At 59.5% G+C, this 22,271-nt stretch carries 19 protein-coding genes; 12 read left to right on the forward strand and 7 right to left on the reverse strand.

Annotated features, from left to right (window positions below; translation table 11 throughout):
• The first annotated feature begins 1 nt into the window (after position 1).
• Genes RUH64_RS15735 through RUH64_RS15745 form a run of 3 tightly spaced genes read left to right on the forward strand, consistent with a single transcriptional unit; the run spans position 2 to position 3,979 of the window.
• On the forward strand, positions 2-1,978 hold the full coding sequence (locus RUH64_RS15735) for a fructose-specific PTS transporter subunit EIIC (protein ID WP_313814649.1): 1,977 nt from the start codon (positions 2-4) through the stop codon (positions 1,976-1,978).
• On the forward strand, positions 1,975-3,666 hold the full coding sequence (gene ptsP / locus RUH64_RS15740) for a phosphoenolpyruvate--protein phosphotransferase (RefSeq protein WP_313814652.1): 1,692 nt from the start codon (positions 1,975-1,977) through the stop codon (positions 3,664-3,666). Before RUH64_RS15735 ends, ptsP begins: the two co-directional genes overlap by 4 nt.
• Before the next feature lie 34 nt (positions 3,667-3,700).
• Entirely contained in the window at positions 3,701-3,979 is a 279-nt protein-coding gene (locus RUH64_RS15745; RefSeq protein WP_313814654.1) for an HPr family phosphocarrier protein, read from the forward strand.
• Between the two features lie 105 nt (positions 3,980-4,084).
• On the opposite strand, the gene RUH64_RS15750 is transcribed toward RUH64_RS15745, so the two are convergent.
• Positions 4,085-5,377 (reverse strand): APC family permease, encoded by a 1,293-nt coding sequence (locus tag RUH64_RS15750; protein WP_313814655.1) that lies wholly within the window; start codon positions 5,375-5,377, stop codon positions 4,085-4,087.
• Between the two features lie 508 nt (positions 5,378-5,885).
• Between RUH64_RS15750 and RUH64_RS15755 the strand changes: the two genes are divergently transcribed.
• Both RUH64_RS15755 and RUH64_RS15760 read left to right on the forward strand, forming a co-directional pair.
• Positions 5,886-7,175, forward strand: coding sequence for an MFS transporter (locus RUH64_RS15755; protein ID WP_313814656.1), 1,290 nt, complete (start codon positions 5,886-5,888; stop codon positions 7,173-7,175).
• Between the two features lie 114 nt (positions 7,176-7,289).
• A complete protein-coding gene (locus RUH64_RS15760; protein WP_313814657.1) occupies positions 7,290-8,087 on the forward strand; it encodes a polysaccharide deacetylase family protein in 798 nt (265 codons plus the stop codon).
• Here the strand turns inward: RUH64_RS15760 and RUH64_RS15765 are convergent.
• Positions 8,084-8,515, reverse strand: coding sequence for an SRPBCC family protein (locus tag RUH64_RS15765; RefSeq protein WP_313814658.1), 432 nt, complete (start codon positions 8,513-8,515; stop codon positions 8,084-8,086). The two genes, RUH64_RS15760 and RUH64_RS15765, sit on opposite strands and share 4 nt — an antisense overlap.
• A gap of 122 nt (positions 8,516-8,637) precedes the next feature.
• Complete coding sequence (locus tag RUH64_RS15770; protein ID WP_313814659.1) at positions 8,638-9,006, reverse strand: hypothetical protein; 369 nt, start codon at positions 9,004-9,006, stop codon at positions 8,638-8,640.
• A gap of 337 nt (positions 9,007-9,343) precedes the next feature.
• Here RUH64_RS15770 and RUH64_RS15775 point away from each other — a divergent pair, with 337 nt between their 5' ends.
• The 4 genes from RUH64_RS15775 to RUH64_RS15790 all read left to right on the forward strand — a co-directional run bounded on the left by RUH64_RS15775 (position 9,344) and on the right by RUH64_RS15790 (position 14,923).
• A complete protein-coding gene (locus RUH64_RS15775; RefSeq protein ID WP_313814660.1) occupies positions 9,344-10,687 on the forward strand; it encodes an amidohydrolase family protein in 1,344 nt (447 codons plus the stop codon).
• 308 nt (positions 10,688-10,995) lie between these two features.
• Positions 10,996-12,423 (forward strand): MFS transporter, encoded by a 1,428-nt coding sequence (locus tag RUH64_RS15780; RefSeq protein ID WP_313814661.1) that lies wholly within the window; start codon positions 10,996-10,998, stop codon positions 12,421-12,423.
• Positions 12,413-13,087 (forward strand): aspartate/glutamate racemase family protein, encoded by a 675-nt coding sequence (locus RUH64_RS15785; RefSeq protein ID WP_313814662.1) that lies wholly within the window; start codon positions 12,413-12,415, stop codon positions 13,085-13,087. Before RUH64_RS15780 ends, RUH64_RS15785 begins: the two co-directional genes overlap by 11 nt.
• Positions 13,088-13,408: 321 nt before the next feature.
• Positions 13,409-14,923: a sodium:solute symporter gene (locus tag RUH64_RS15790; protein ID WP_313814664.1), complete on the forward strand. Its 1,515-nt coding sequence runs from the start codon at positions 13,409-13,411 to the stop codon at positions 14,921-14,923.
• Positions 14,924-15,122: 199 nt separating this feature from the next.
• Here the strand turns inward: RUH64_RS15790 and RUH64_RS15795 are convergent, their stop codons facing one another.
• The 3 genes from RUH64_RS15795 to RUH64_RS15805 all read right to left on the reverse strand — a co-directional run bounded on the left by RUH64_RS15795 (position 15,123) and on the right by RUH64_RS15805 (position 17,495).
• Positions 15,123-16,187, reverse strand: a complete 1,065-nt coding sequence (locus RUH64_RS15795) for an ImmA/IrrE family metallo-endopeptidase (RefSeq protein WP_313814666.1) — start codon at positions 16,185-16,187, stop codon at positions 15,123-15,125.
• A 31-nt stretch (positions 16,188-16,218) separates the two neighbouring features.
• Complete coding sequence (locus tag RUH64_RS15800) at positions 16,219-16,428, reverse strand: type II toxin-antitoxin system YoeB family toxin (RefSeq protein WP_313814667.1); 210 nt, start codon at positions 16,426-16,428, stop codon at positions 16,219-16,221.
• A gap of 356 nt (positions 16,429-16,784) precedes the next feature.
• The gene (locus RUH64_RS15805) at positions 16,785-17,495 is read right to left on the reverse strand and encodes a FadR/GntR family transcriptional regulator (RefSeq protein ID WP_313814669.1); all 711 of its coding nucleotides are present in this window, start codon (positions 17,493-17,495) and stop codon (positions 16,785-16,787) included.
• A gap of 125 nt (positions 17,496-17,620) precedes the next feature.
• Here RUH64_RS15805 and RUH64_RS15810 point away from each other — a divergent pair, with 125 nt between their 5' ends.
• Genes RUH64_RS15810 through RUH64_RS15820 form a run of 3 tightly spaced genes read left to right on the forward strand, consistent with a single transcriptional unit; the run spans position 17,621 to position 21,865 of the window.
• A complete protein-coding gene (locus tag RUH64_RS15810; RefSeq protein WP_313814670.1) occupies positions 17,621-18,994 on the forward strand; it encodes an SLC13 family permease in 1,374 nt (457 codons plus the stop codon).
• 49 nt (positions 18,995-19,043) lie between these two features.
• Positions 19,044-20,273 (forward strand): CoA transferase, encoded by a 1,230-nt coding sequence (locus RUH64_RS15815; RefSeq protein ID WP_313814672.1) that lies wholly within the window; start codon positions 19,044-19,046, stop codon positions 20,271-20,273.
• Positions 20,270-21,865, forward strand: coding sequence for a carboxyl transferase domain-containing protein (locus RUH64_RS15820; protein WP_313814674.1), 1,596 nt, complete (start codon positions 20,270-20,272; stop codon positions 21,863-21,865). Before RUH64_RS15815 ends, RUH64_RS15820 begins: the two co-directional genes overlap by 4 nt.
• 179 nt (positions 21,866-22,044) lie before the next feature.
• Here the strand turns inward: RUH64_RS15820 and RUH64_RS15825 are convergent.
• A partial coding sequence (locus RUH64_RS15825) for an adenylosuccinate synthetase (RefSeq protein WP_313814676.1) occupies positions 22,045-22,271 on the reverse strand: 227 nt, incomplete at its 5' end.

The raw sequence follows: 22,271 nt of genomic DNA on the forward strand, positions 1-22,271 counted from the left end.
CATGAGCGATCTCATCACTCCAGGGCTCGTTACCCTCGATGCGCATCTGGGCACCACGCCCGGCGAAGTGATCAATCACCTGGCCCAGCAGGTCGCCGGTCAACAGCGTGCCACCGATGCCAAAGAACTGGCCGAATATGCACTGGAACGCGAAGCCAAGACCGCAACCGGTGTACCCGGCGGAATCGCCATTCCGCATTGTCGTTCGACCGCAGTCACCACGCCGACCCTGGCCATGGCGCGGCTGGGCACCAAGGTTGACTTCGGCGCCAAGGACGGCCCGGCGGACCTGATATTCTTCATCGCCGCTCCCGAGGGTGCAGACAAAGAGCACCTGAAGCTGCTGTCCAAACTGGCCCGTGCGCTGGTCAAGAAAACCTTCACAGCGGCGCTTCGAGAAGCCCAGACGCCACAGGAAATCGTCGATCTGGTCACCTCCGTTATTTCGGATGCACCGGCTCCGGCGGCGGCCCCGGCGAACGCCGCACAGCCAGAAACTGTGCCACGTCCCAAAATCGTAGCGGTGACCGCCTGCCCCACCGGCATTGCCCACACCTACATGGCTGCCGATGCTTTGGCGCAGAGCGCCGAAGACCTGGGTATTGAATTTGCTGTAGAAACTCAGGGGTCTTCGGGCACCACGGTGTTGGATCCGGCGCTGATTCAGGCGGCGGACGCTGTGATCTTCGCGGTGGATGTCGATGTACGCGACCGAAGCCGTTTTGCCGGCAAACCAGTCATACAGGTGCCGGTTAAGCGCGGTGTGGACGAGCCTGAAAAACTGCTCAAGGACGCATTAGCGGCGTCCAAGGATCCGCAGGCCGCCCGAGTTCCCGCCGGGCCTTCGAGCAGTGAAGCAGCCGACGCACAGAACGAGAGCTTCGGCGCCGGGCTGAAGCGGGCGCTGCTGACCGGCGTCTCCTATATGATCCCCTTCGTCGCCGGCGGCGGGCTGCTGATCGCTCTGGGCTTTTTGCTCGGCGGCTACGCAATTACCGACGCGGCAGACCAGTATCTTGGCGCCAACTCGCTGTTCAATCTTCCCGACGCGGGCCTGTCGGCGTATTTGGGGGCCGTTGCCTTCAAGATCGGCTCCCTGTCGATGAACTTCCTGGTCCCCGCGCTGGCCGGCTATATCGCCTACGCCTACGCCGACCGTCCGGGCATCGCCCCCGGTTTCACCGCGGGTGCGGTAGCGGGGTTCATGGGTGCCGGATTCATCGGCGGCATCGTCGGCGGTGTCATTGCCGGCCTTGCCTGCCGCTGGATCAATTCCTGGCCGGTGCCGCATTTCCTACGCGGCTTGATGCCTGTGGTGATTGTGCCGCTGCTCGGCTCGATCATCGCCTCCGGGCTGATGTTCCTGGTGTTCGGCGGCCCCATCGCCAAGCTCACCGAGGCGCTGAACGGCTGGCTGTCGGGGATGTCCGGGGCCGCGGCGGCGGTGCTTGGCATGATCCTCGGTCTAATGATGGCGGTGGACCTCGGCGGACCGGTGAACAAGGTGGCCTACTCTTTTGCGGTGGCAGGTCTTGGCGCCGGTTCCCTGATGGATAACCCTGCGCCGCTGATGGTCATGGCTGCAGTCATGGCAGCCGGCATGGTTCCGCCCCTGTCCATGGCCCTTGCCACGGTGGTTGCGCCCAAGCTTTTCAGCGGGGCTGAACGGGAGAGCGGCAAGGCTGCATGGCTGCTAGGCCTAGCCTTCATCACCGAAGGCACCATCCCCTTCGCCGCCGCAGACCCGCTGCGCGTCATCCCCGCCTCCATGGTGGGCGCAGGGGTGACCGGTTCGCTGATCATGAGCTTCAGCGTGGTCAGTCAAGCGCCGCACGGCGGCATCTTCGTCTTCTTCGCAATGAACAACACCTGGCCGATGTTCCTTCTGGCCACCGCCATCGGCACCCTGGTCTCAGCAGCGCTGGTCATCATCCTTAAGAAATTCGTTCGCAAGGCACCGGCAGGAGTGGCGGCATGAACACCGAACAGCAGACCTACTACGGGGTAGGCGTCAGTGCCGGGCGAGTCATCGCACAGGTGCTGCGCATGCCGGAGCCGATCACCGCGCCGGTGGACGGTGCGCCCTTCCCCGAAGGGGCCACCGCTGAATCCGAAACGCAGCGACTCCACTCCGCGGCCCAGCTGGTGGCGGACGGCCTCAAGGTTCGTGCCGCCGCAGCAACCGGCGACGCCCAAGCGGTCTTGAAGGCCACGGCGCTCATGGCCTCGGATAGGACGCTGCAGAAATCGGCTATCAAGTTGATTGCCGGAGGCACCTGCGCCGAGTCAGCCATCTGGGAAGCGGCGGATGCCGTAGCCACCCAGCTTGGTGCACTGGGCGGATACATGGCCGAACGCGCCACCGACGTCCTCGATGTCAGGGCACGGATCCTCGCGCAGCTGCGCGGCGTCCCCGCTCCTGGCATCCCCGATTCCGACCAGCCGTTTATCTTGGCCGCGGTGGATCTGGCACCTGCCGATACCGCCACCTTGGATCCCGCGAAGGTGCTGGCGCTGGTGACCTCCGACGGTGGTCCGCAATCCCACACGGCGATCATTGCGCGCTCGATGGGTCTGCCGGCCATCGTGGCGGCGCCACAGAGCACCGCACTGAACGATGGGCAGCTGGTATTTGTCGACGGTGTCGCCGGCACCGTGATCACCAATCCCGGCGCGCAGCAGGAATTGCTGGCCACCGCCTACGCGCAGCGCGAAGCGCTCCCCGAGTTCGACGGCGAGGGCAGGCTTGCCGATGGGCATCTGGTGCCGCTGCTGGCGAATGTAGGCGGTGGGGACGAGGCAGAGGCGGCCGCTGAAGCCGGGGCCCAGGGCGTGGGTCTACTGCGTACAGAGTTCTGTTTCCTAGGCCGAGACACCGAGCCAAGCCACGCGGAACAGGTGGCGGCCTATGCCGACGTGTTCGCTGCCTTCAGCGGCAGGAAGGTTGTGGTGCGCACCCTAGATGCCGGGGCCGACAAGCCGCTGCCGTTCCTCACCGATACCAGCGAGCCGAACCCGGCGTTGGGTGTCCGCGGCTACCGCACCAACGGCGCCAGTCCAGGGGTGCTTGCCCGACAGCTGGAGGCCATCGCCGAAGCAGCTGCTGCGCATCAGGCCCAGGTGTGGGCCATGGCGCCGATGATCTCCACCCCTGCCGAAGCCGCGGACTTCGCCGCGATGGTGGCCCAGGCAGGACTGCCGACAGCGGGAACCATGATCGAGGTGCCCTCCGCTGCTTTACTGGCGCAGAAGATCCTTGGCAGCTGCGACTTCGTCTCGCTGGGCACCAATGACCTGACCCAATACACCATGGCGGCAGATCGCCAGCTCGGCGCCCTGGCTTCGCTGAACGACCCATGGCAGCCTGCGGTGCTGCGTCTTATCCAGGCAAGCACCGCTGGCGCGGCCGCGGCCGGCGGCAAGCCTGTGGGCGTCTGCGGCGAGGCTGCGGCGGATCCTGCCTTGGCGGTGGTGCTCGTGGGGCTTGGCGTGAGCACCCTGTCGATGAACAAGCGGGCGCTGTCCCCCGTCGCCGCCGTGCTGCGCAGCGTAGATCTCGCCGCTGCCCGGCACCTTGCCGAACTGGCTCTGAGTGCCGAGTCGGCGGCCGAGGCGCGCAGCCTCGTCAGGGCCCAGCTGCCGCAGCTTGATCGCTTCGGCCTGTAGATTCACCAACACCACCCAATAGAAGGAGCCTGTCATGGCAGAACGTACAGCAATCATCGGCAGCCGCGTGGGACTTCACGCCCGCCCTGCAGCCATCTTCGCCGAAGCCGCCGCCGAGGCGCCGGTGGAAGTCACCATCGCACTGGAAGGCGAAGGCGTCGAAGACGCTCTGGATGCATCGAGCATTCTGTCGCTGATGGGATTGGGTGCCGAGTACGGGACCACCGTCGTGCTGCGAGCCGACGGCGAAGGAGCCGAGTCGGTCTTGGATCAATTGGCGGTCATTCTGGAAACCGACCACGACTCCGAGTAGTTCACTGGGCAATGAGCCTTGATCCCGCTGGTTGACTGGAATAAATATAAGGAAGCTTTGCCGTTTCATCATTCGACGACCCGGCAAAGCCTCCTCCACCGTCGGCTAGACGGTGCTTGATTCCAGGGGCTGTTCGGCCGCCGGTGCGTTTTCCTCGTCCAATGCCAAGTGCACCCGTGCACCACTGCGCCTGCGGACAACCAGAACTATGACACCCACAGCCAACCATGCCATTCCCAAGGCAAAGCTCAAGGGCGAAAGTTGGGTCCAGAGCCAAGCCACAAACGCGAAGCCAATCAACGGCAGGATCAGGTTCCGCAAGGTTCCCATGCCGCCGCGCAGCTTCCTGTCCACGTACAGGCTCTTAATGGCGCTGAGGTTAACCATGGCAAAGGCAATCAACGCTCCGAAGTTAATCATGTACACGGCCTGCTCAAGCGTTAGAAACAACGCAGTAATGCAGAGCAGCGAGACCAATCCCGCCGCAACATACGGGGTCTTGAACCGAGGATGCAGCGTCGCCAGTGCCTTTGGCATCAATCCATCGCGTCCCATGGCAAAAAGTACACGGCTGACGCTCATTTGGGCGGCGGTTCCACACAGGATGAGCCCAAGGACATTGACCACCACGAAGATCACCATCAAGGTGTCTCCCCCGGCCTTTTGCATTAATTCGGTACCGGCCGCATCGACGTTCTGAATCTGCGTCCAGTCGGGCATGATCAGGCTTCCGGCAAGGGAGAACAAGAAGTAGCAAAGCCCTGCACCCAGGGTCGCGAGGATGACTCCCCGCGGAATATTCTTTCGCGGTTCTTTCGTTTCCTCGGCCAGCGTGGAGACCCCGTCAAAGCCTAGGAAGGCAAAGGCAACCACCGCAGCCGCGGCGAAGATCGGCCCGAAGCCCGCGTCGGAAGGCAGCGCAGGCTGCAACACCGCATGCAGGTCGATGACGGGTGCGTTTACCACGGCGAGTGTCACGAAGGTAATGATCACCAAAATTGAAGCGGCGGCAACGAAGGCATTCATGCGTCCCACCCAGGCAACACCGATCATACTGAAAATGGCGACGAGCACCATGCAGCCCAGCGTTCCCGCCCAGACGGGGATGCCCGCAAACAGGCTGTTCACGTACAGCCCGCAAAGCATGAAGTTCACCATCGGCATGAACAGGTAGTCCAACAGCATGGCCCAGCCGGTCAGAAAACCAACCGACGGGCCGAAGCCCCGGGCCGTGTAGGCGTAGGCCGACCCCGTCACCGGAACATAGCGAGCCATGCGACCATAGCTGTGCGCCGTGAAAAGCATCGCAACGATCGCTACCAGATACGCGGCAGGCAGGTGCCCGTTGCTGAGCTTGGTTCCGGATCCATAAACGGCAACAACGGACAAAAGGCCCATCGAGGTCATTCCATAGATCACCAATGAACCTAGTCCTAGGCTCCGTTTGAGAGTGACGGTATTCGTCGAGGCAGTCATCGCTGCGCCTCCGCTCAATAAATGAATGTCAGTAATTTATGTCACTCTAGAATAGGTGTGCCACGCAACACACGCAAGTTTCTGTATCCCATTTTCTTGCGTAAATGCCGCCTACTCGCCTAAAAACTCGCTGTATCTCAGTGCAGCAAACTTCGTCGGATCCAACAACGGATCCACGGACGATCTTTGGTAGACCAAAATTGAGCTTTGATACCCAGGCGCTACAGTCTCCTGGAACCTCGCACCCACCTCGAATGCAGGCCTTTCCCCCGAAAGCCGCGAAACGGGCTACCATCCCACGAGAAAACACTCGGCCGCCGGCCGCAGAAAACAGCTCAAAAGCCCCCAAAACTAGTGATTGACATTTACCAATCGCTGGGTGCATTCTTATTTTGGGGCACTACAACGACAAGTACAACAGGAGGCACTCGTGAGCGTTCTGCCTTCTTCCGTCTCCCGGCTCGTTCAGCCCTTCGCCCATCGCGACTATGCACTTCTGGTCAGCGCCATGATCACCTCCACCTTCGCCTCGGGCATGTGGGCGGTGGCAATGGTTTATCAGGTCCGCCGGCTTGGCGGAGGTCCGCTGGACCTTTCCGCGGTGGCAACTGCCAACAGCATTGGCCTGCTAGCCTTCGTGCTGCTCGGCGGCATTATGGCGGACCGCTATTCCAGTCGGAAGATCGTCATCCTTGTTGAGACGTTGTTTTTCATCGTGATGACGACTACCGCAGTCTTGGCGCTCAGCGATTCCCTGCAGCTGTGGCATTTGATGATCACCGGGTTTCTTGCCGGCGCCGGCGGGGCGTTTTTCTACCCCGCCTACTCGGCGCTGCTTCCCAGAATGCTTCCGGCCGATCAGCTGTTGGCAGCCAACGGCATGGAGGGCACGGTTCGTCCGGTGGTACAGACCGCGTTGGGTCCGATGCTTGCGGGCTTTGTCGTTGCCGCCTTCTCGCCCGCCTACGCGATCACCGCGATCGCCGCCTGCCACTTGGCCGCCCTGATCGTTTTAAGCTTCATCCGCACGCGCAAGGAGTATGACGCACCGGCACCAGAGAACGACGCGGGCCACCCCAGCGTGATTCGCCAGCTGCGTGAAGGCATCGGATACACCATGCGCACCAGCTGGCTGCGCTGGACGTTGTTCTTTTCGATCATTTCGGTGTTCACCTTCATCGGCCCGTTCGAGGTGCTGCTGCCGTTCATCGTCAGCGACCACCTTCAGGGAGATGCGAAGCTCTTCGGCTACGCACTGGCGTTCTTCGGCGCAGGATCCGCCATTGGGTCGCTGCTGATCGCATCATCGCGATTCCCCCGGCGCTACCTGACCCTGATGACCGCCTGCTGGTGCTTCGGCACCCTGCCCCTGGCGCTGATCGGCTACGTGGACGCTGCATGGATGCTGTTCTTGATCCTGTTGGTCTTTGGCGTCACCGATGCGGTGGGCATGGTCATCTGGGGAACACTGCTTCAGCGCCGAGTCCCAAAGAAGCTGTTGGGGCGTATTTCAAGCCTAGATTTCTTCGTCTCCCTGGCGTTGATGCCGGTGTCCATGGCTGTTGCGGGGCCGTTGAGCCAGGTGATGAGCCTGCAGGCGATATTCGTCATCGCCGGTGTCGTGTCACCGGTTTTTGGGCTGCTGGCGTGGTGGGCCGGAAAGTTCGCCAAGGATGAGCTGGCAAACCCACTGGATCAGCCGGCAGAAGTCGATTCCTGACCCACAGCAAAGGTTCGAACAAATCCTGTGCGCTTGTCATTTGTTATCCGAATGTCACCTCAATCAGGCGTGGCGGTTTCACCCGTCGACAACCGGCCACGAGATGGTGGACAGATGAGGTCCTTGTCCACCATCTTGTCCGGTGCAGCCGCCGCACTGTTGAGCCTGTCGCTGCTGACCGGATGCTCCTCGGGCGCCCCCGAGACAACTGATGACGCCGCCTCGTCGGCGGAAAGCACGCAGAGCGCCCCGGATTGCACGGTTGAAAAATGCGTCGCACTGACCTTTGACGATGGACCCGGCAAATTCACCAACCAGCTGCTTGATGAATTGGCCGAGGCTCACGCCCCTGCCACGTTCTTCATGGTCGGGAAGAACGTGGCCAAATACCCCGATACCCTCAAGCGCATGGTGGCCGAGGGGCATGAGTTGGGCAGCCATACCTGGGACCACGCAGACATCACAAAGCTGACAAAAGAAAAAATTGAACATGAAGTTCAATGGACCGATGAAGCCATCGAAAAGGCTTCAGGCCAAAAACCTACAGTCTTGCGCCCGCCCTACGGCAGCCACGGCGCCGTCTACGACGGGCTGATCCCCTACCCCTTGGTGTTGTGGGATGTCGACACCCTTGATTGGAAAGACCTCAACGCACAAAAGGCTGTCGACACCGCGATGAAAGAGGTCAAGCCGGGGTCGATCATCCTGATGCACGACATCCACCAAACCTCGGTGGATGCGGTTCCAAGCCTTGTTTCCAAGCTCACCGCCGACGGCTACAAGTTGGTAACGGTACAGCAGTTGTTCAACGGTGCGGATTTCACGGCGGGCAAGGCGTACACCGTCGGACCGCACCCGGCGAGCGCCGCGAGCTCTGACCAGGATTCCGAGTCACAGTCGCCCGCCAGCTAGGGGGCTAGCTGGGCGTAGGACCTCAGTCGCGCCAAGATTTCGCCCTCATCAGCCGTAACTGCCTGTGCTAGTTCTTCGCATTCAGCAACGCTGAGATCCGGGTTGATGATTGATACCTGCAGCACCACTTCGGTCTGCCCTGCGTCGTCCTTCAGGTCATAGCGGTAGGACAAACCGTCTGGGTTCTGCGATGTGTGCAGCACCAGCAATTTGTCTTCGATCAGGTCGTGAACTTCATAACGGCGCTCGTGACCGCTGATGCGATAAACCAAGTTGGTCCCGACCCGCAGCTGCGGATCATCGGCGTGCATCGTTTCAACGCCCGGCATCCACAATGGTGCGGAAGTCCAGTCGGTCAACAATTCCCATACGCGATGCACCGGCAAGTGGACTGTCTCGGTGCTTTCAAAGACGCTGAATTGGCTCATACCGAGCATCGTCTCACCATGGAATCCGCTTGCCAAGGGGTTGCACTTTAAACGCGAAGCCAGCGTGGACGGTAATCGAGCTCCCCGTTCCACACTGGCTTAAGGCTTCAAGGCGACCGGGTTTACCAGTCTTCCTCGTCGTCGGCTTCCGAGATGCCCAGCTCCGGTTCCTGCTCTTGATCGAAGTTGTACCAGGCCTCGGTGAAGTCTGCCATGGCATCCAATGAGTCCTGAGCGTCTGAGTCCAGAACTTCCAGAGCATCCGGGCTATTCAGAATCGCGGTGACAGCCGAAAAAGGATGGTGTTCAAAGTAGTCAGTTGGCGAAGACTCAGCGTTGAAGGTCAGGTCTTCACTCTGGGAAAAGAGATCAATGTACTGTTCCACTGCATCCGGCAAGCGGCTCAGGTTAATACCGGTCAGGGACTCATTGTAGATTTCTGCAGTAGCATCGGCCCACTGCTCAATGAGTTCCTCACTCATCTGTGCCATCTGATTTCCACCTCGTGGTTTTGGGGTTTACTGCTCACGGAATTCGGTAGCAATTTATGTTAAACCCCGAGGCGCAATGTGCCAAGATTCAGGGCCTGCCGACCCTAAGATGAACCACCCCGCCGCGTGGTGCAAAGCCGCAACTTACATAGTGCTCCCCTGCGATCGGTTGGCGCGGAGAACCTGTTTTGACAAACCAAAACCTCACCAACCTTCCGCACTCTGCGCAGAAACTTAGAGAAATATTGATATTTTTGGTATCCCATTCATACATTTCGAACTCAAGACCCGGTAACCTAGAGCACATCTATTGATCAGCGAAAGGTTCACAGCCCCCATGTGCGAACACGATCACATTGCAGGCCCCACCCCTAAAAAGCAGCTTGAGCGCCGCCATGTACTGGCAGGAGCCGCGGCACTGGCAGGACTTGGCATGACCAGCTTCCTGCCAACCTCAGCCATGGCAGCACAGCCAGCAGGTGCACCCTCCGCACTGCCCCTGGCCAAGCCCGGCACCGACAGCAAGGTGCAGCCGATCGTCATCCAGGGCGGAAGCATCATCGACCCTGAAACCGGCCACGTCATCGAGGATGCAGTGGTAGTTCTTGCGCAGGGCAAGGTCAAGGCCATGGGCACGCGCGATGAGACCCGCAAGGCAGTGCGCGAAGTCGGATCCTCGGCGGCAGTCATCAACGCCCACGGTAAATTCGTCCTCCCGGGCCTCGTCGACGCCCACGTGCATGCCCAGTCATTCGAAGACACCGCACTGATCCTCAGCCACGGCGCCACCACCGTTCGCAGCGGTTCCTCCAGCTTCTACCAGGACATCGCGCTGGCCCGCGTTTCGCAGTACGCACCAGGCCTGAGCCCGCGCATGCACGCGGCCGGCCTCTTCGTCTCCCCCGACCAGGGCGATTCGATCCTCGCCGACCCAGATCTGGCGCCGCTGGCAGCCAAGCGCAACCAGCTCACCGACCCGAAGGATCTGGCCCATCTGACCCGGGTGAACATCGCCCGCGGCGCAACCGTCATCAAGACCCGTTCCAATCCACGCGCTGGCATCCCTGAACAGGATCCACTGGAGCTGGTCTACGATCAGGAGCAGCTCTCGGCCGTAGTCCACGCCGCCAAGGGCGCCGGAGTGCTGTGCCACAGCTACAGCGCCAAGGGTATTGCAGGCGCCGTCGCCGCCGGCGTCCGAAGCATCGAGCACGGCGTGTTCATGGACGAAAAGACCATGGTGCGCATGGCCAAGCAGGGCACCTACTTCACCCCGACCCTCTTCGGCATCGCCGGCATGAAGGATTCAAGCAACCCCATCCTCGCCGCCCGCGGCAAGGAATACGGCCCGCTGCTCGCCGAAGCCGCCCGTGCCGCCAACGAGCTGGGAGTCACCGTCATCGGCGGCACCGATTCCTTCGGCACCGACGTCACCCCTATTGGCGATGAGGCGAACGCGCTCGCAGAGGCTGGCCTGAGCAAGCTGCAGGCACTGCAGTCGATCACCACGGCGCCAGCCAAGCTGCTCGGCGTCGCCAAGCATGGCGTGGGTCGCTTGTCCGTGCGCGGCGTCGCAGACGTGGTTGTCCTGGACAGCAACCCTCTGGAGACCTCCAAGGCGCTGTCCCAGGTCAAGGTGGTCATCGCCCAGGGCGCAGTGGTGCGCAACGACCTAGCCTAAGCCCGACCCAGTACGACACGGCGGCCGCGCAGGAACCCCTCGTTCCTGCGCGGCCGCTACTCGTTACAGCGCCCAGTCACCGCGTCAAGAGGTGATTGGTATGCAAAACAAGCCCAAAGTCAAAGTCCTAGATTAATCCATAAATCCGACTCCGACCTGAGACTTTAATGAAGTTAATAACTTTGGGATCCCATTGACACCGCCCTGCTGGATTTGTAACCTAGTTCACATTGTTATGGAATTTCGATTCCGCATTATGAAATTATCGGCAATTGGTTACTCGCCTCTTGGAGAAAGAAGCAAGCATCATGTCCTCCCCTACCTCGGATGCGACAACGGCACGCGGCGGCACCCGCCCACTGGCCGAACAGATCGAATCCACCTATGAACGCATCGGTGTCACCGGTGCCCACAAACAAATCGTCTTCATGATTCTGCTCGGCGTCTTCTTCGACGCCCTAGAGCAAAATGCTGTGGGCATCACCGGTCCGATCTTGCGTGAGTCGTGGGGGCTGGACGCGTCAAGCATCGGCTTCCTGAACACCATGACCTTTACGGCAACGGCCCTGGGCCGCATTGCCACCGGCCTGATCGTCGACCGCTTCGGTCGTCGCAATATGCTCACGGTCAACCTGATCGTCTTCGCGGTCGGCTCTCTGATCTGCGCCTTCGCACCGTCCTACGCGCTGCTTGCAGCGGGACGCTTCATCGTCGGCTTCGGCCTGGGCGGCGAAATCGCTGTCGCAGTGATCATGATGGCCGAGTTCTTCTCCGCCAAGCATCGAGGCACCGCAGTCGGCCTGATCAACGTCACCGCCGCCGGCTTGGGCAACATGCTCGCCCCGGCCTTCGGCATTCTGGTCTTCACCCTTTTCGACGGACCGGATAAGTGGCGCTGGCTCTTCGGCCTGCTGTTCCTTCCGGCCCTGCTGGTGCTGTGGTTCCGCCGCTACGTACCCGAAACGCCGCGCTACCTGGCGGCCACGGGTCAGATCGACAAGTGCAACGAGGTGCTCAACCGCCTCGCCACCGGCAAGCTGGCGGGCAAGGTCGCCGCTCACGAGCAGTACATCGTCGGGGCCCAGGAAACCACCGCGGCCACCGGATCTAACGCCGGCAGCTGGAAACAGGTGTTCTCCAAGAAGCTGCTGCCGCGCACGGTGATGCTGGTCATTGCCGTCGGCATGTCATATGCCGCCCAGATCTCCATGCTGACCCTGATGCCGATGATCCTGGTATCCCTCGGCTACGCGGTGAATACCTCGCTGTGGTTCACCCTGCTGATGCAGACCGGCTCGCTGCTCGGCGCGCTCACCGCCTCGGTGGTTGCCAACCGCTTCCCACGCAAGCTGGTGCTGACCCTGGCAGCCATCCTTGGCTGCGGCTCCGGCTTGGCCATCGCGTTCCTGGGCAGCAACATCGTGTTCGTGCTGATCTTCGGCGTCATCTTCAACTACTCGATCATCGTCCTCAACACCACCATCTGGCTGTTCGCCCCCGAGCAGTACCCGACGCGAGTGCGCGGCTTCGGCACCTCGATCATCCTGGCCGCAGGTTCGCTCTCCGGCGGCTTGTTCCCGCTGGTTGCAGGTGCGGTCTTCGACGCCGGCGGCATCGGAGCCATGTTCTCCGTGATGGCCGGGCTGTTCGTGGTGCTGGCAGTCAGCATCCGCTTTGTTCCCGAAACCTTTGGCAAACCACTGCAGGAAGATGACAATGCAATCTATGGACACTGATTCCCGAACTTTGAGGGTCGTGCTGGTCAACCCCAACACCAACAGCGCCACCACCACGATGATGACCGAGCTGGCCCAGCAGAGCGCAGTCAGCGCACAGATCACCGTAGAAGCTGCGACAGTTAACTACGGACCGGGAATGATCATCGAGCCAACTGCCCTAGCCGAGTCGGCCAATGCGGTGGTAGAGCGCATCGCCCAACGAGTCGACGCCGGGGCGCTGGACGCAGTGATCGTCTCAGCCATCGGCGACCCCGGGCGCGACGAGCTGGCCGACTGCCTGGACATCCCGGTGGTGGGCATCGGCCAGGCTGCGATCCTCGAAGCCAGCGCAGGAGGCCGGCCCTACGCCATGGCAACCACGACCCATGAGCTGGCAGGTTCCCTCCGGGATCTAGTGCACCACTACGGCTGCGAAGAAAATTTCCTCGGGGTCTACCTGACCGAAAGCGCACCGCTTGAACTGGCGTCGAATCCGCAGGCTCAGGACGAGGAACTGCGCGCGGCAACCGAGGAAGCGGTGGCCGCAGGCGCTCAGGCGGTGATCATCGCCGGCGGACCGCTGAGTGAAACCGCTCGACGGCTGCGCGAGACCACCGACGCGCTCATCGTCGAGCCGATCCCCGCGGCCATGGCGCGGGTAGAGCGGCTGCTTGGCAGCTAATTCAGGAACGCCATGTGGCGCTTTAGCTGGTCATCTCGACCGCTGAAGCGCCACAGGCAGTTAAGCGCCAGTTTCACCATCGAGCTCTCGGTGGCGCACGCTGGACGAAATTAATCTTTTTCCGGGCGGATCGCGCTCTTCTTGTGCGTCTCTGGATTCTCAGAACACATTAGTTCTAGCAATCACTGGAATTAGTGAGGCAAGGGGTAGATACTAAGCGGAGATTGAGCTGCAGAATGTTGACCGGGTCACGTACAGTCAATATCCTTTGAGAAAACTAATGTTTACCTTTAGGCATCACTCGTTCAGTTAGGTATCCGCATGGATTACATCAATGGGCTCATCGTCGCACTGTATCTCGCGGCCATGCTGGCCTTTGGCTGGTGGGGCAAATCCCGCACCAAAAACAGCAGCGACTATCTTGTTGCAGGCCGACGTCTCGGCCCCTTCCTCTACACCGGCACCATGGCGGCGGTCGTCCTGGGCGGCGCCTCCACCGTCGGCGGTGTAGGCCTCGGCTACAAGTGGGGGATCTCCGGCATGTGGCTCGTGGTAGCCATCGGCGCCGGCGTCATCCTGCTGTCCCTGGCATTCGCGCCGACGCTGCAGAAGCTCAAGGTCTTCACCGTCTCCCAGATGCTTTCCCTGCGCTACGGCAGCCAGGCGGCAACCAATACCTCCGGTATTGTCATGCTCGCCTACACCCTGATGCTCTGCGCCACCTCCACCAGCGCCTACGCCACGATCTTCGTCGTGCTCTTCGACTGGGAGAAGTGGGTGGCCATCGCCATCGGCGGCGCCATCGTGATCATCTACTCCACCATCGGCGGCATGTGGTCGATCACCCTGGCCGACCAGGTGCAGTTCGTCATTAAGACAATCGGCATCTTTGCGTTGATGCTGCCGTTCTCGTTGAACGCCGCCGGCGGGCTGGACGGCATCCGCCAGCGTGTGGGCGACGAGTTCTTCGACATCACCGGCATCGGCCTGCAGTCGATCATCACCTACTTCGTGGTCTACACCCTGGGCCTGTTGATCGGCCAGGATATCTGGCAGCGCGTGTTCACCGCGAAGACTCCCAAGGTAGCCCGCTGGGGCGGCACCACCGCCGGCATCTACTGCGTTCTTTACGGTGCGGCAGGTGCGCTGATCGGCATGGCCGCCAAGGTGGCGCTGCCGAGCATCGCCGGCGCCGAGGCCAATAAGGACGTGGTCTACGCGGAGGTCGCCACCCAGCTGCTGCCAGTGGCTGTGGGCGGCCTGGTCATGGCGGCGGCGGTGGCGGCGATGATGTCCACAGCTTCCGGTGCGTTGATCGCCGCGGCCACCGTGGCGCGCACCGACGTGACCCCGTTCGTCGCGAGCTGGTTCGGCAAGAACATCTCGGTGAACTCCAACGAGAATCCCGAGCACGACGTGCGTGCGAACCGCATCTGGGTGCTGGTCCTCGGCCTGGTGACCGTCACCCTCGCCATCCTGGTCGACGACGTGGTCGCGGCGCTGACCATCGCCTACGACATCCTGGTAGGCGGTCTGCTGGTGGCGATCATCGGCGGCCTGCTGTGGAAGCGAGGCAACGGCCACGGCGCGACCGCCTCCATGGCGGTGGGCACTATCGTCACCCTGGGCACCATGATTGTGCTGGAGGTTCAGGCCACCGAGAAGTTCGCCGGCGTCTACGCCAATGAGCCGATCTACTACGGCCTGATCGCCTCCGCGGTGACTTTCATTTTGGTCTCGGTGTTCACCAAGGCCACAGATGCCAAGGTGCTTGACCACTGGAACCTGCGCGTCTCGGGCAAGTCCGAGGAAGAAGGGGTCAGCATCGAGGGCTAGCTTCCGATGCTCGAAAATTTTCTGGGCCGCCGAGCTGCGCATCCTTTCCCACCCGCGCAGTCCAGGCCCGGATAACCGTCACGGCCGGTGCTGTTGATTTACTCAGATGAGTCAACCGCGCCGGCCGTTGTGGACTTCAGCTTCGGCAGAACACCGCACCAATCCCAATGGCATGCGCCAGGTCGCGCGCCCGTCGGCCTTATTTGCTACCCATGTCCCATTCGAGCGTCACCTTAAGTTCGTGGCCCCAAGCAAAATCTCCAGTTGCCTTCTGTGTTTGCCCAAGGACAATACTCGGTGCAACGCCAAGTTCCTTGGCAAGCTCCCGCACCGTTCGAATATTGCGGTTTGCCGGCAGCCGGTCGCGATACTCGTCTGGCACCAAGGTAGTTGCGGCATAGACATCCGCTTCGAACTCTTCGCGACTACCGCTGCCCTGCATGAAGATTGAATTATGGTCGTGCAGAAGAACATGTCCCAGCTCGTGGAACAACGTAAACCACAGCTGGTCGTCCTTCTTTCCGCGCACCGATAGCTGCACGATGGGGCGTCCCAGGATCCACCGGGTTGCCCCATGCACGCCGAAGCCTGGTATCGGAGGAACCAGGCACAGGCCAACTCCGACGTTGCGCAGCATCGCCTGTGCTTCGGCGATGGCTACAACAGGGTTGGGATTGGCAGTCAGGGAACGCAGGTCAGTAACCATTGCCTCAAGCTGCTTCCTGTCAAATTCAGGCAGTTCTTCAATAGCCGCCGCCTGCTCGCCGAGCGCAAGCCAGGTTGCCCGTTCGAAGGTTTTGTCTCCGTTGAGCGTTGCTTTGCGATAAGCGACCTTTGAATGAGCCCAAGTAGCATCGAACGAGTTGAGATTTCCGATGCGGAAAATCGACAACAGTTCGCGCACCGTGCCAGCCTTGTCTCGCGAAGTTGCTGAAATGTATCCCCACTTTCGCAGGTAAGCCAAGGGAAATTGTTTGGCTTGATCGTATTGCTGCACCAGGGACTCTTCCTCGGCCAAGCGCGCCAGGTCTTCCCGGTAGCCTGCCTCGATCGAGTTCCACAATCGTGCTGGAGTGCCGGTGACGCGTTCCAAACCGAGAGCGAGCTTGGCAGACAAAGGAGCTTTGCCGGAAAGCAGCTCGGAGACATGCTTCGGCGTGACCCCCAGGCGGCGGGCAAGTTCTGCCGCATTCAAATGTCGGTCATCCAGCCATTCCTGAATATGCTCGCCGGGTGAGACGGCATAATTTGGCAAATTGGCCATGACTGGCTCCCTTCCCTTAGAGGCTTGGCAATTAGTGATAGTCGACAATTTCAATGATGCAGACGCTGATGGTCCTATCTTCCGGAGCGGCAATAATTCTCCAGTTTTTGGTCAGCCTTCCCGACCATTGACCCGCCCGATCTTCCTTCAGCGCTTCCCATTTTCCAGTGATATAAAGCAGATCTTCCATCTGCGAAACTCGGCGCAATTCGTTGAGGCGCAAACGCAGTGCCTTTGCCATCTGGACCACCGAACTTGCGCTGGATGAAGCGCTCGTCGGCACATCGACGTTCTAGTTAGTTGTGGACATATCGCAACTCCATACTGTTACCGATATCGTAACGGTATTAGATTCGACAAGAGCGGAATCGTGTTGTGGATCTTCGGCAATTACTGCTTAACCACAAACGGCTCCTCGCCGAATTGCGACTTCTCGAAACTCGGCAAGGTGCCACATAGGCCCCCGGTCAAACAACCTGACACCTCCTATGATCGAACCTTCACCAGTCACTCATCCGCACAGACACGGCCGTCGATCACGGCAAGCGAAAAGGCTCATGCTCCATTGCGCTTCCCGGCAATTGGCCAGAGTAACTTCTAATCTTCGCGCTTAAGAAGCGCTACGTCAGATACCAGATTAATATGTTCGAGCATGGCATCCGCAGCCCCTCGGGCATCCTGATCTTGGATCGCCTCAAAAATTCTCCTGTGCGAGGCCAGAGACATTTCTGGTCGCCCCGGTTGCCCCAGTGACTCAATGCGCGTCTCCAAAACCATTTCAGAAATGAATGTCATCAGCTGCTGCAGCACGGAAGATTTCGCTGCTGCGGTAATAGCCTTGTGGAACAGCTCATCACCTCGCTCGCCACGTCCGCCAGCGGCAACCTCTTCACTCATCACATCAAGCGCGCGGGTAATGCGTTCGAGATCTTCTTCGGTACGTCGCATGGCTGCTAACGAAGCAAGCTTCACCTCAAGCGTACTTCTGGCTTCAACGATGTCGGGAAGACGGCTTTCATGCTCCCGTAACTGGCGAAGAACCGTAGCGATGTGCGGACGATACACCAACACAGCACCAGTACCGTGCTGAACGTCAATGACACCAAGAACCTCCAAAGCCACCAACGCCTGAGCAACTGTAGCCCGCGAAACTCCCAGTTGAACCGCCAGGTCGCGTTCAGCGGGCAAATGATCCCCGGGGCCCAATTGTTCGGTTTCGACGAAGGCTAATATTTGCTGCATCAATTGCTCGTAAAGACGAGGTCGCTGCATCTTCTTCAATGCGCTGCGGTTGTTCTCCAGAGCCATATCGCCTCCCAGTATGTGACCTTGAGATCTAAATCTACATTGAAACGTCCTTGACAAGACTCCTAGAGTCTAGGAGGCTAGTCCAGTGATGCACCTCACATAAACATAGCAAAGGATTTCCGATCATGTCGGTAGAGATCATTTCGATCATTGTCCTAGCGGTAATGTTCATCATCGCGACAATGTTTCCGATCAACATGGGAGCCCTCGCCTTCGTTGGCGCGTTTGTTCTCGGAACGTTCTTCCTTGGGATGGGCGCTGACGATATCCTCGCGGGTTTCCCCGGTGGCCTCTTTCTTACGCTGGTAGGCGTAACTTATTTATTCGCAATTGCACAAAACAATGGGACCATCGACATCCTTGTCGACAAGGCAGTGAAGCTTGTCAATAACAAGGTCAGCCTCATCCCATGGGTGATGTTCCTTATTACCGCTGTGATCACATCAATCGGAGCGCTCGGACCAGCCGCTGTCGCCATCATCGCTCCAATCGCTCTGAGCTTCGCTGCCAGGTACAAGATCAATCCGCTGATGATGGGCATGCTGGTAGTGCATGGCGCGCAGGCTGGTGGCTTCTCGCCCATCGCAGTTTACGGTGTCATCGTCAACTCTCTAATTGAGAAGACTGGGTTTGATTTCGACCCATTGGCGCTGTTCCTCAGCAGCTTCATTTTCAATCTGGCCATCGCAGTCGTCTTGTTCTTAGTACTCGGCGGCCGCAAGCTTGCAGGAAGTCGCGCCGGTCACGTCGCAGAGAACGTGGCCAAAGCCCGACTGGCCGTATCCGCCGGGATGCATGGAGCAGACGTTGACTACAAGGGCACTGGTTCCGGAACATATGGACCACGCGATCCAGCAGGCGACGGATCCGCACCGAAGGGAAAGACGGTTAATGCGTCACAGCGTTTTGGACAGTACGCAACCATCGTGGGGCTGATTGTTCTTGCTGTAGTCGCATTGGGCTTCAAAGTTGACGTTGGATTCGTATCCATCACCATTGCTGTAATTTTGGCTTTCCTTAACCCAGAAGCCCAGAAGGGGGCTGTAAACAAAATCAGTTGGTCCACCGTGCTGTTGATCTGCGGAATGCTCACATTCGTTGGGGTCCTCGAAGAAGCCGGCACCATCAAATACGTTTCAGACTCCGTAGCGACATTGGGTGCTCCGCTATTGGCAGCTCTGGTGATTTGCTACATCGGTGCGATCGTCTCGGCCTTTGCATCGTCAACTGCAATCTTGGCAGCTCTGATCCCACTGGCAATTCCATTCTTAGATTCCGGATCGGTCAGCGCCGTCGGAGTCATCTGTGCGCTAGCGATTTCTTCGACCATCGTCGACGTCTCGCCATTCTCGACCAATGGAGCCTTGGTCCTTGCCAACGCCCCCGAAGGTACCGATAAAGACCGCTTCTACAAGCAGATTCTGGCTTATGGCGGCCTAGTAGTAGCAGTCGGACCTCTTCTAGCTTGGGCTACCCTCGTACTCCCCGGCTGGCTGTAGTCCCGTCAAATCAGAACATTGCAACCGCAAAGCTAAAGGATTCGTTTCAATGACAGCATCGGTACAGTCTCTCAATTCAACATCTGCTACCGGCCAGGGACCGCTTAGCGGCCTGACAGTGGTCGACCTCACCCGTGCCCTCGCCGGCCCCCATGCTGGGATGATGCTCGCTGATCTTGGAGCAAGGGTGATCAAAGTAGAATCTCAGGGCCGAGGCGATGACACTCGCAGCTGGGGACCGCCGTTCGTCGGCCCCGAAAGTTCCCCTCAGGCAACCTACTTCCTTTCCTGCAATCGCAATAAAGAGTCAATAGCGCTTGACCTGAAATCAGAACACGGCAAGGAAACGCTGAAGCAGATCATCAAGCACGCAGACGTCCTCATGGAGAACTTTCGCGTCGGTGTTCTCGGCCGGTTGGGTTTCAGCACTGAGGAATTACATGACTTGAATCCTCGCCTGGTGATCCTATCGATTACTGGTTTCGGACACGACGGCCCCGAAGCCCAACGCAGCGGATACGACCAAATTCTTCAGGGAGAAGCAGGGCTAATGTCCTTAACTGGACCTGATGCCGACTCTCCGCAAAAGGTAGGTGTTCCGATTGCCGATCTACTTGCTGGAATGTATGGTGCCTACGGTGTCTTGGCAGCGCTCCTAGAAAGAGAACGAACTGGAGTGGGCCAGGTGGTGCGGACCTCACTTCTTGCCAGCATCATCGGAGTACACGCTTTTCAAGGAACGCGACATACAGTAGCAGGCGAGGTTCCCCGCGCAATAGGAAATCATCATCCTTCCATCGCCCCGTACGGCCTGTATTCCTGTGCAGATGGCGATGTGCAAATCAGCGTCGGCAGCGAAAAACTCTGGCGCAGCTTTGCTGATGCCGTTGGCCTAGATGCAGCCGATCCACGCTTCGCCGATAACTCGCTTCGGGTGCAAAATCGTCAAGAACTGAATCAAGCCATCACCACCGCATTCAGTGAATTCACTTCGACGCGGCTGCTGGAATTGCTCGACGAACACGGCATCCCTGTAGGAAAAGTCCGCACCATGGACGAGGTTTACCAATGGGACCAGGTTCTATCTCAAGGTCTGCTCATCGATGTGGAGCATGAGCTTCTAGGCAAGATCTCCCTGCCCGGCCCTCCGCTTCGCTTCTTCAACTCTTCGACGGGCGCAGAAACTACCCGGACCAACCATCAGGCGCCCCCGCTCTTGGACGCAGATGCTGAAAGAATTCACGAGTGGCTCGACAACTTTGAGGAGACGCAATCATGAATCGTACGACAGTCAAGAGATATTCAGCGATAGAGCTCATAGACGCCGTCATAGATGAAGGCACCTTTCGTTCGTGGGATTCCGCTCCGCAGCAGCCTTTTGTGGATCAGGCCTACGCGGACGATCTAAAACGTGCTGCGGACAAAAGCGGTGTCGACGAAGCCGTGCTCACCGGTGAAGGACGGGTCCAGGGTCGGCGCGTTGCCGTTATCGTGTCCGAGTTTCGCTTCCTCGCCGGATCAATCGGTATGGCTGCCGTTGACCGCATTGTCGATGCAGTTCGAAAGGCCACAGCCGAGGGTCTGCCATTATTGGCAGGACCTTGTTCAGGCGGCACACGGATGCAAGAAGGAACCCAAGCCTTTTTGGGAATGGTTGCCATCACCCAAGCCGTGCGTGAACACAAAGACGCCGGGCTTCCATACCTGACGTATCTGCGAAACCCAACGACAGGTGGTGTCATGGCTTCTTGGGGATCCTTGGGCCACCTCACCATTGCCGAACCCGGCGCACTCCTGGGTTTTCTGGGCCCCCGAGTTTATGAGGCGCTCTATCACGAAGAATTTCCGGCCGGAGTACAGCTAGCGGAGAATCTCTACCGCAAGGGACTCATCGATGCAGTCGTCAGCCTCGAAGAACTTCCTAGCATCATTACTCGAGTACTAGATATTCTTCTACCTGGTACGCCATCTGCACAGCTGAAAGAACCGGGCGGATCGCAAGCTGTCGACGGCCAACTGGACGCATGGGAAGCAGTTCAACGCAGTCGCAACCCGAAGCGTCCAGATGCTCGCATGGTTCTTGCCTCAGCCGACGATGTGCTGCCATTGAGCGGTACCGGACAAGGTGAAAATGAGCCTCGGTTGATCTTGGCTCTCGCAACTTTTGGCACACAGGCATGCGTTGTGGTGGCCCAACAAAAGCCACGTCATGATGACGACCCAGACCTCGGGCCGGTCTCCTTGCGAATCGCCCGGCGAGGCATGCGGCTCGCTCAGGAACTTCAATTGCCGTTGCTCACGCTGATTGATACCGCCGGGGCACAGCTCTCGCCGCAGGCAGAAGAAGGCGGGCTGGCTTCCGAAATTGCGCGCTGTCTTAGCGACCTTGTAGCTTTAGGTGCTCCATCGGTATCGGTACTGCTGGGCCAGGGAACAGGAGGCGCCGCCCTAGCACTGCTCCCGGCCGACCGGACGATTGCATCCGAAAACTCTTGGCTCTCGCCTTTGCCCCCGGAAGGCGCAAGCGCGATCATCCACCGTAGCGCGTTACGAGCAGCAGAAATGGCCCGCTCACAGCGAATTTCAGTGGCATGGCTTAGGCGTTTTGGCGTAGTCGATCGCATAGTTCCAGAACCTGTCGACGCCTCTCTCCAACCACGCCAGTTTAGCCAAGACATAGCGCTGGCCATCGAAGCCGAATTGGCAATTGCTAGGTCACTCGAAAGCAGCAAGCGCTTGGTAGCGCGAACTAAAAAGTACAGCGATCTCGGACGATCAGTATCGCTCACGGCCAGCTCCGACAATCCGTCTAGAAGCTTGGGCCGTTATTTGAGAGTGCTACCCATGCTTTCATCCATAGAAGAATCTTAAAGATCCCGTCAGCCCGAATCATCCCAGACCGTGGCAGACTGTCTGGATGCTGCACTGCGTCAAGGATCGGCAAGATCGGAACCGCACCGTGGATCATCAGCAATATCTGCTTAACCAAAAACGGCACCTCGCCGAATTCCGATTTCTCGAAACTCGACAAGGTGCCGCCTGCGAAGGATCTAGTCGTTGATCAGGTCGTAGCGCACGATGGTCTGATCGCGGTCCGGGCCCACGCCGATGGCGGAGATGCGGGTGCCGCTGATCTTCTCCAGGGCCAGGATGTAGTTGCGGGCGTTCTCCGGCAGATCCTCAAGGGTCTTGGCGCCGGAGATGTCCTCGGTCCAGCCGTCGAAGTACTCGAAGATCGGCTTCGCGTGGTGGAAGTCGGTCTGGGTCATCGGCATTT

The organism is Glutamicibacter sp. (assembly GCF_032154645.1).
GTDB lineage: Bacteria > Actinomycetota > Actinomycetes > Actinomycetales > Micrococcaceae > Glutamicibacter.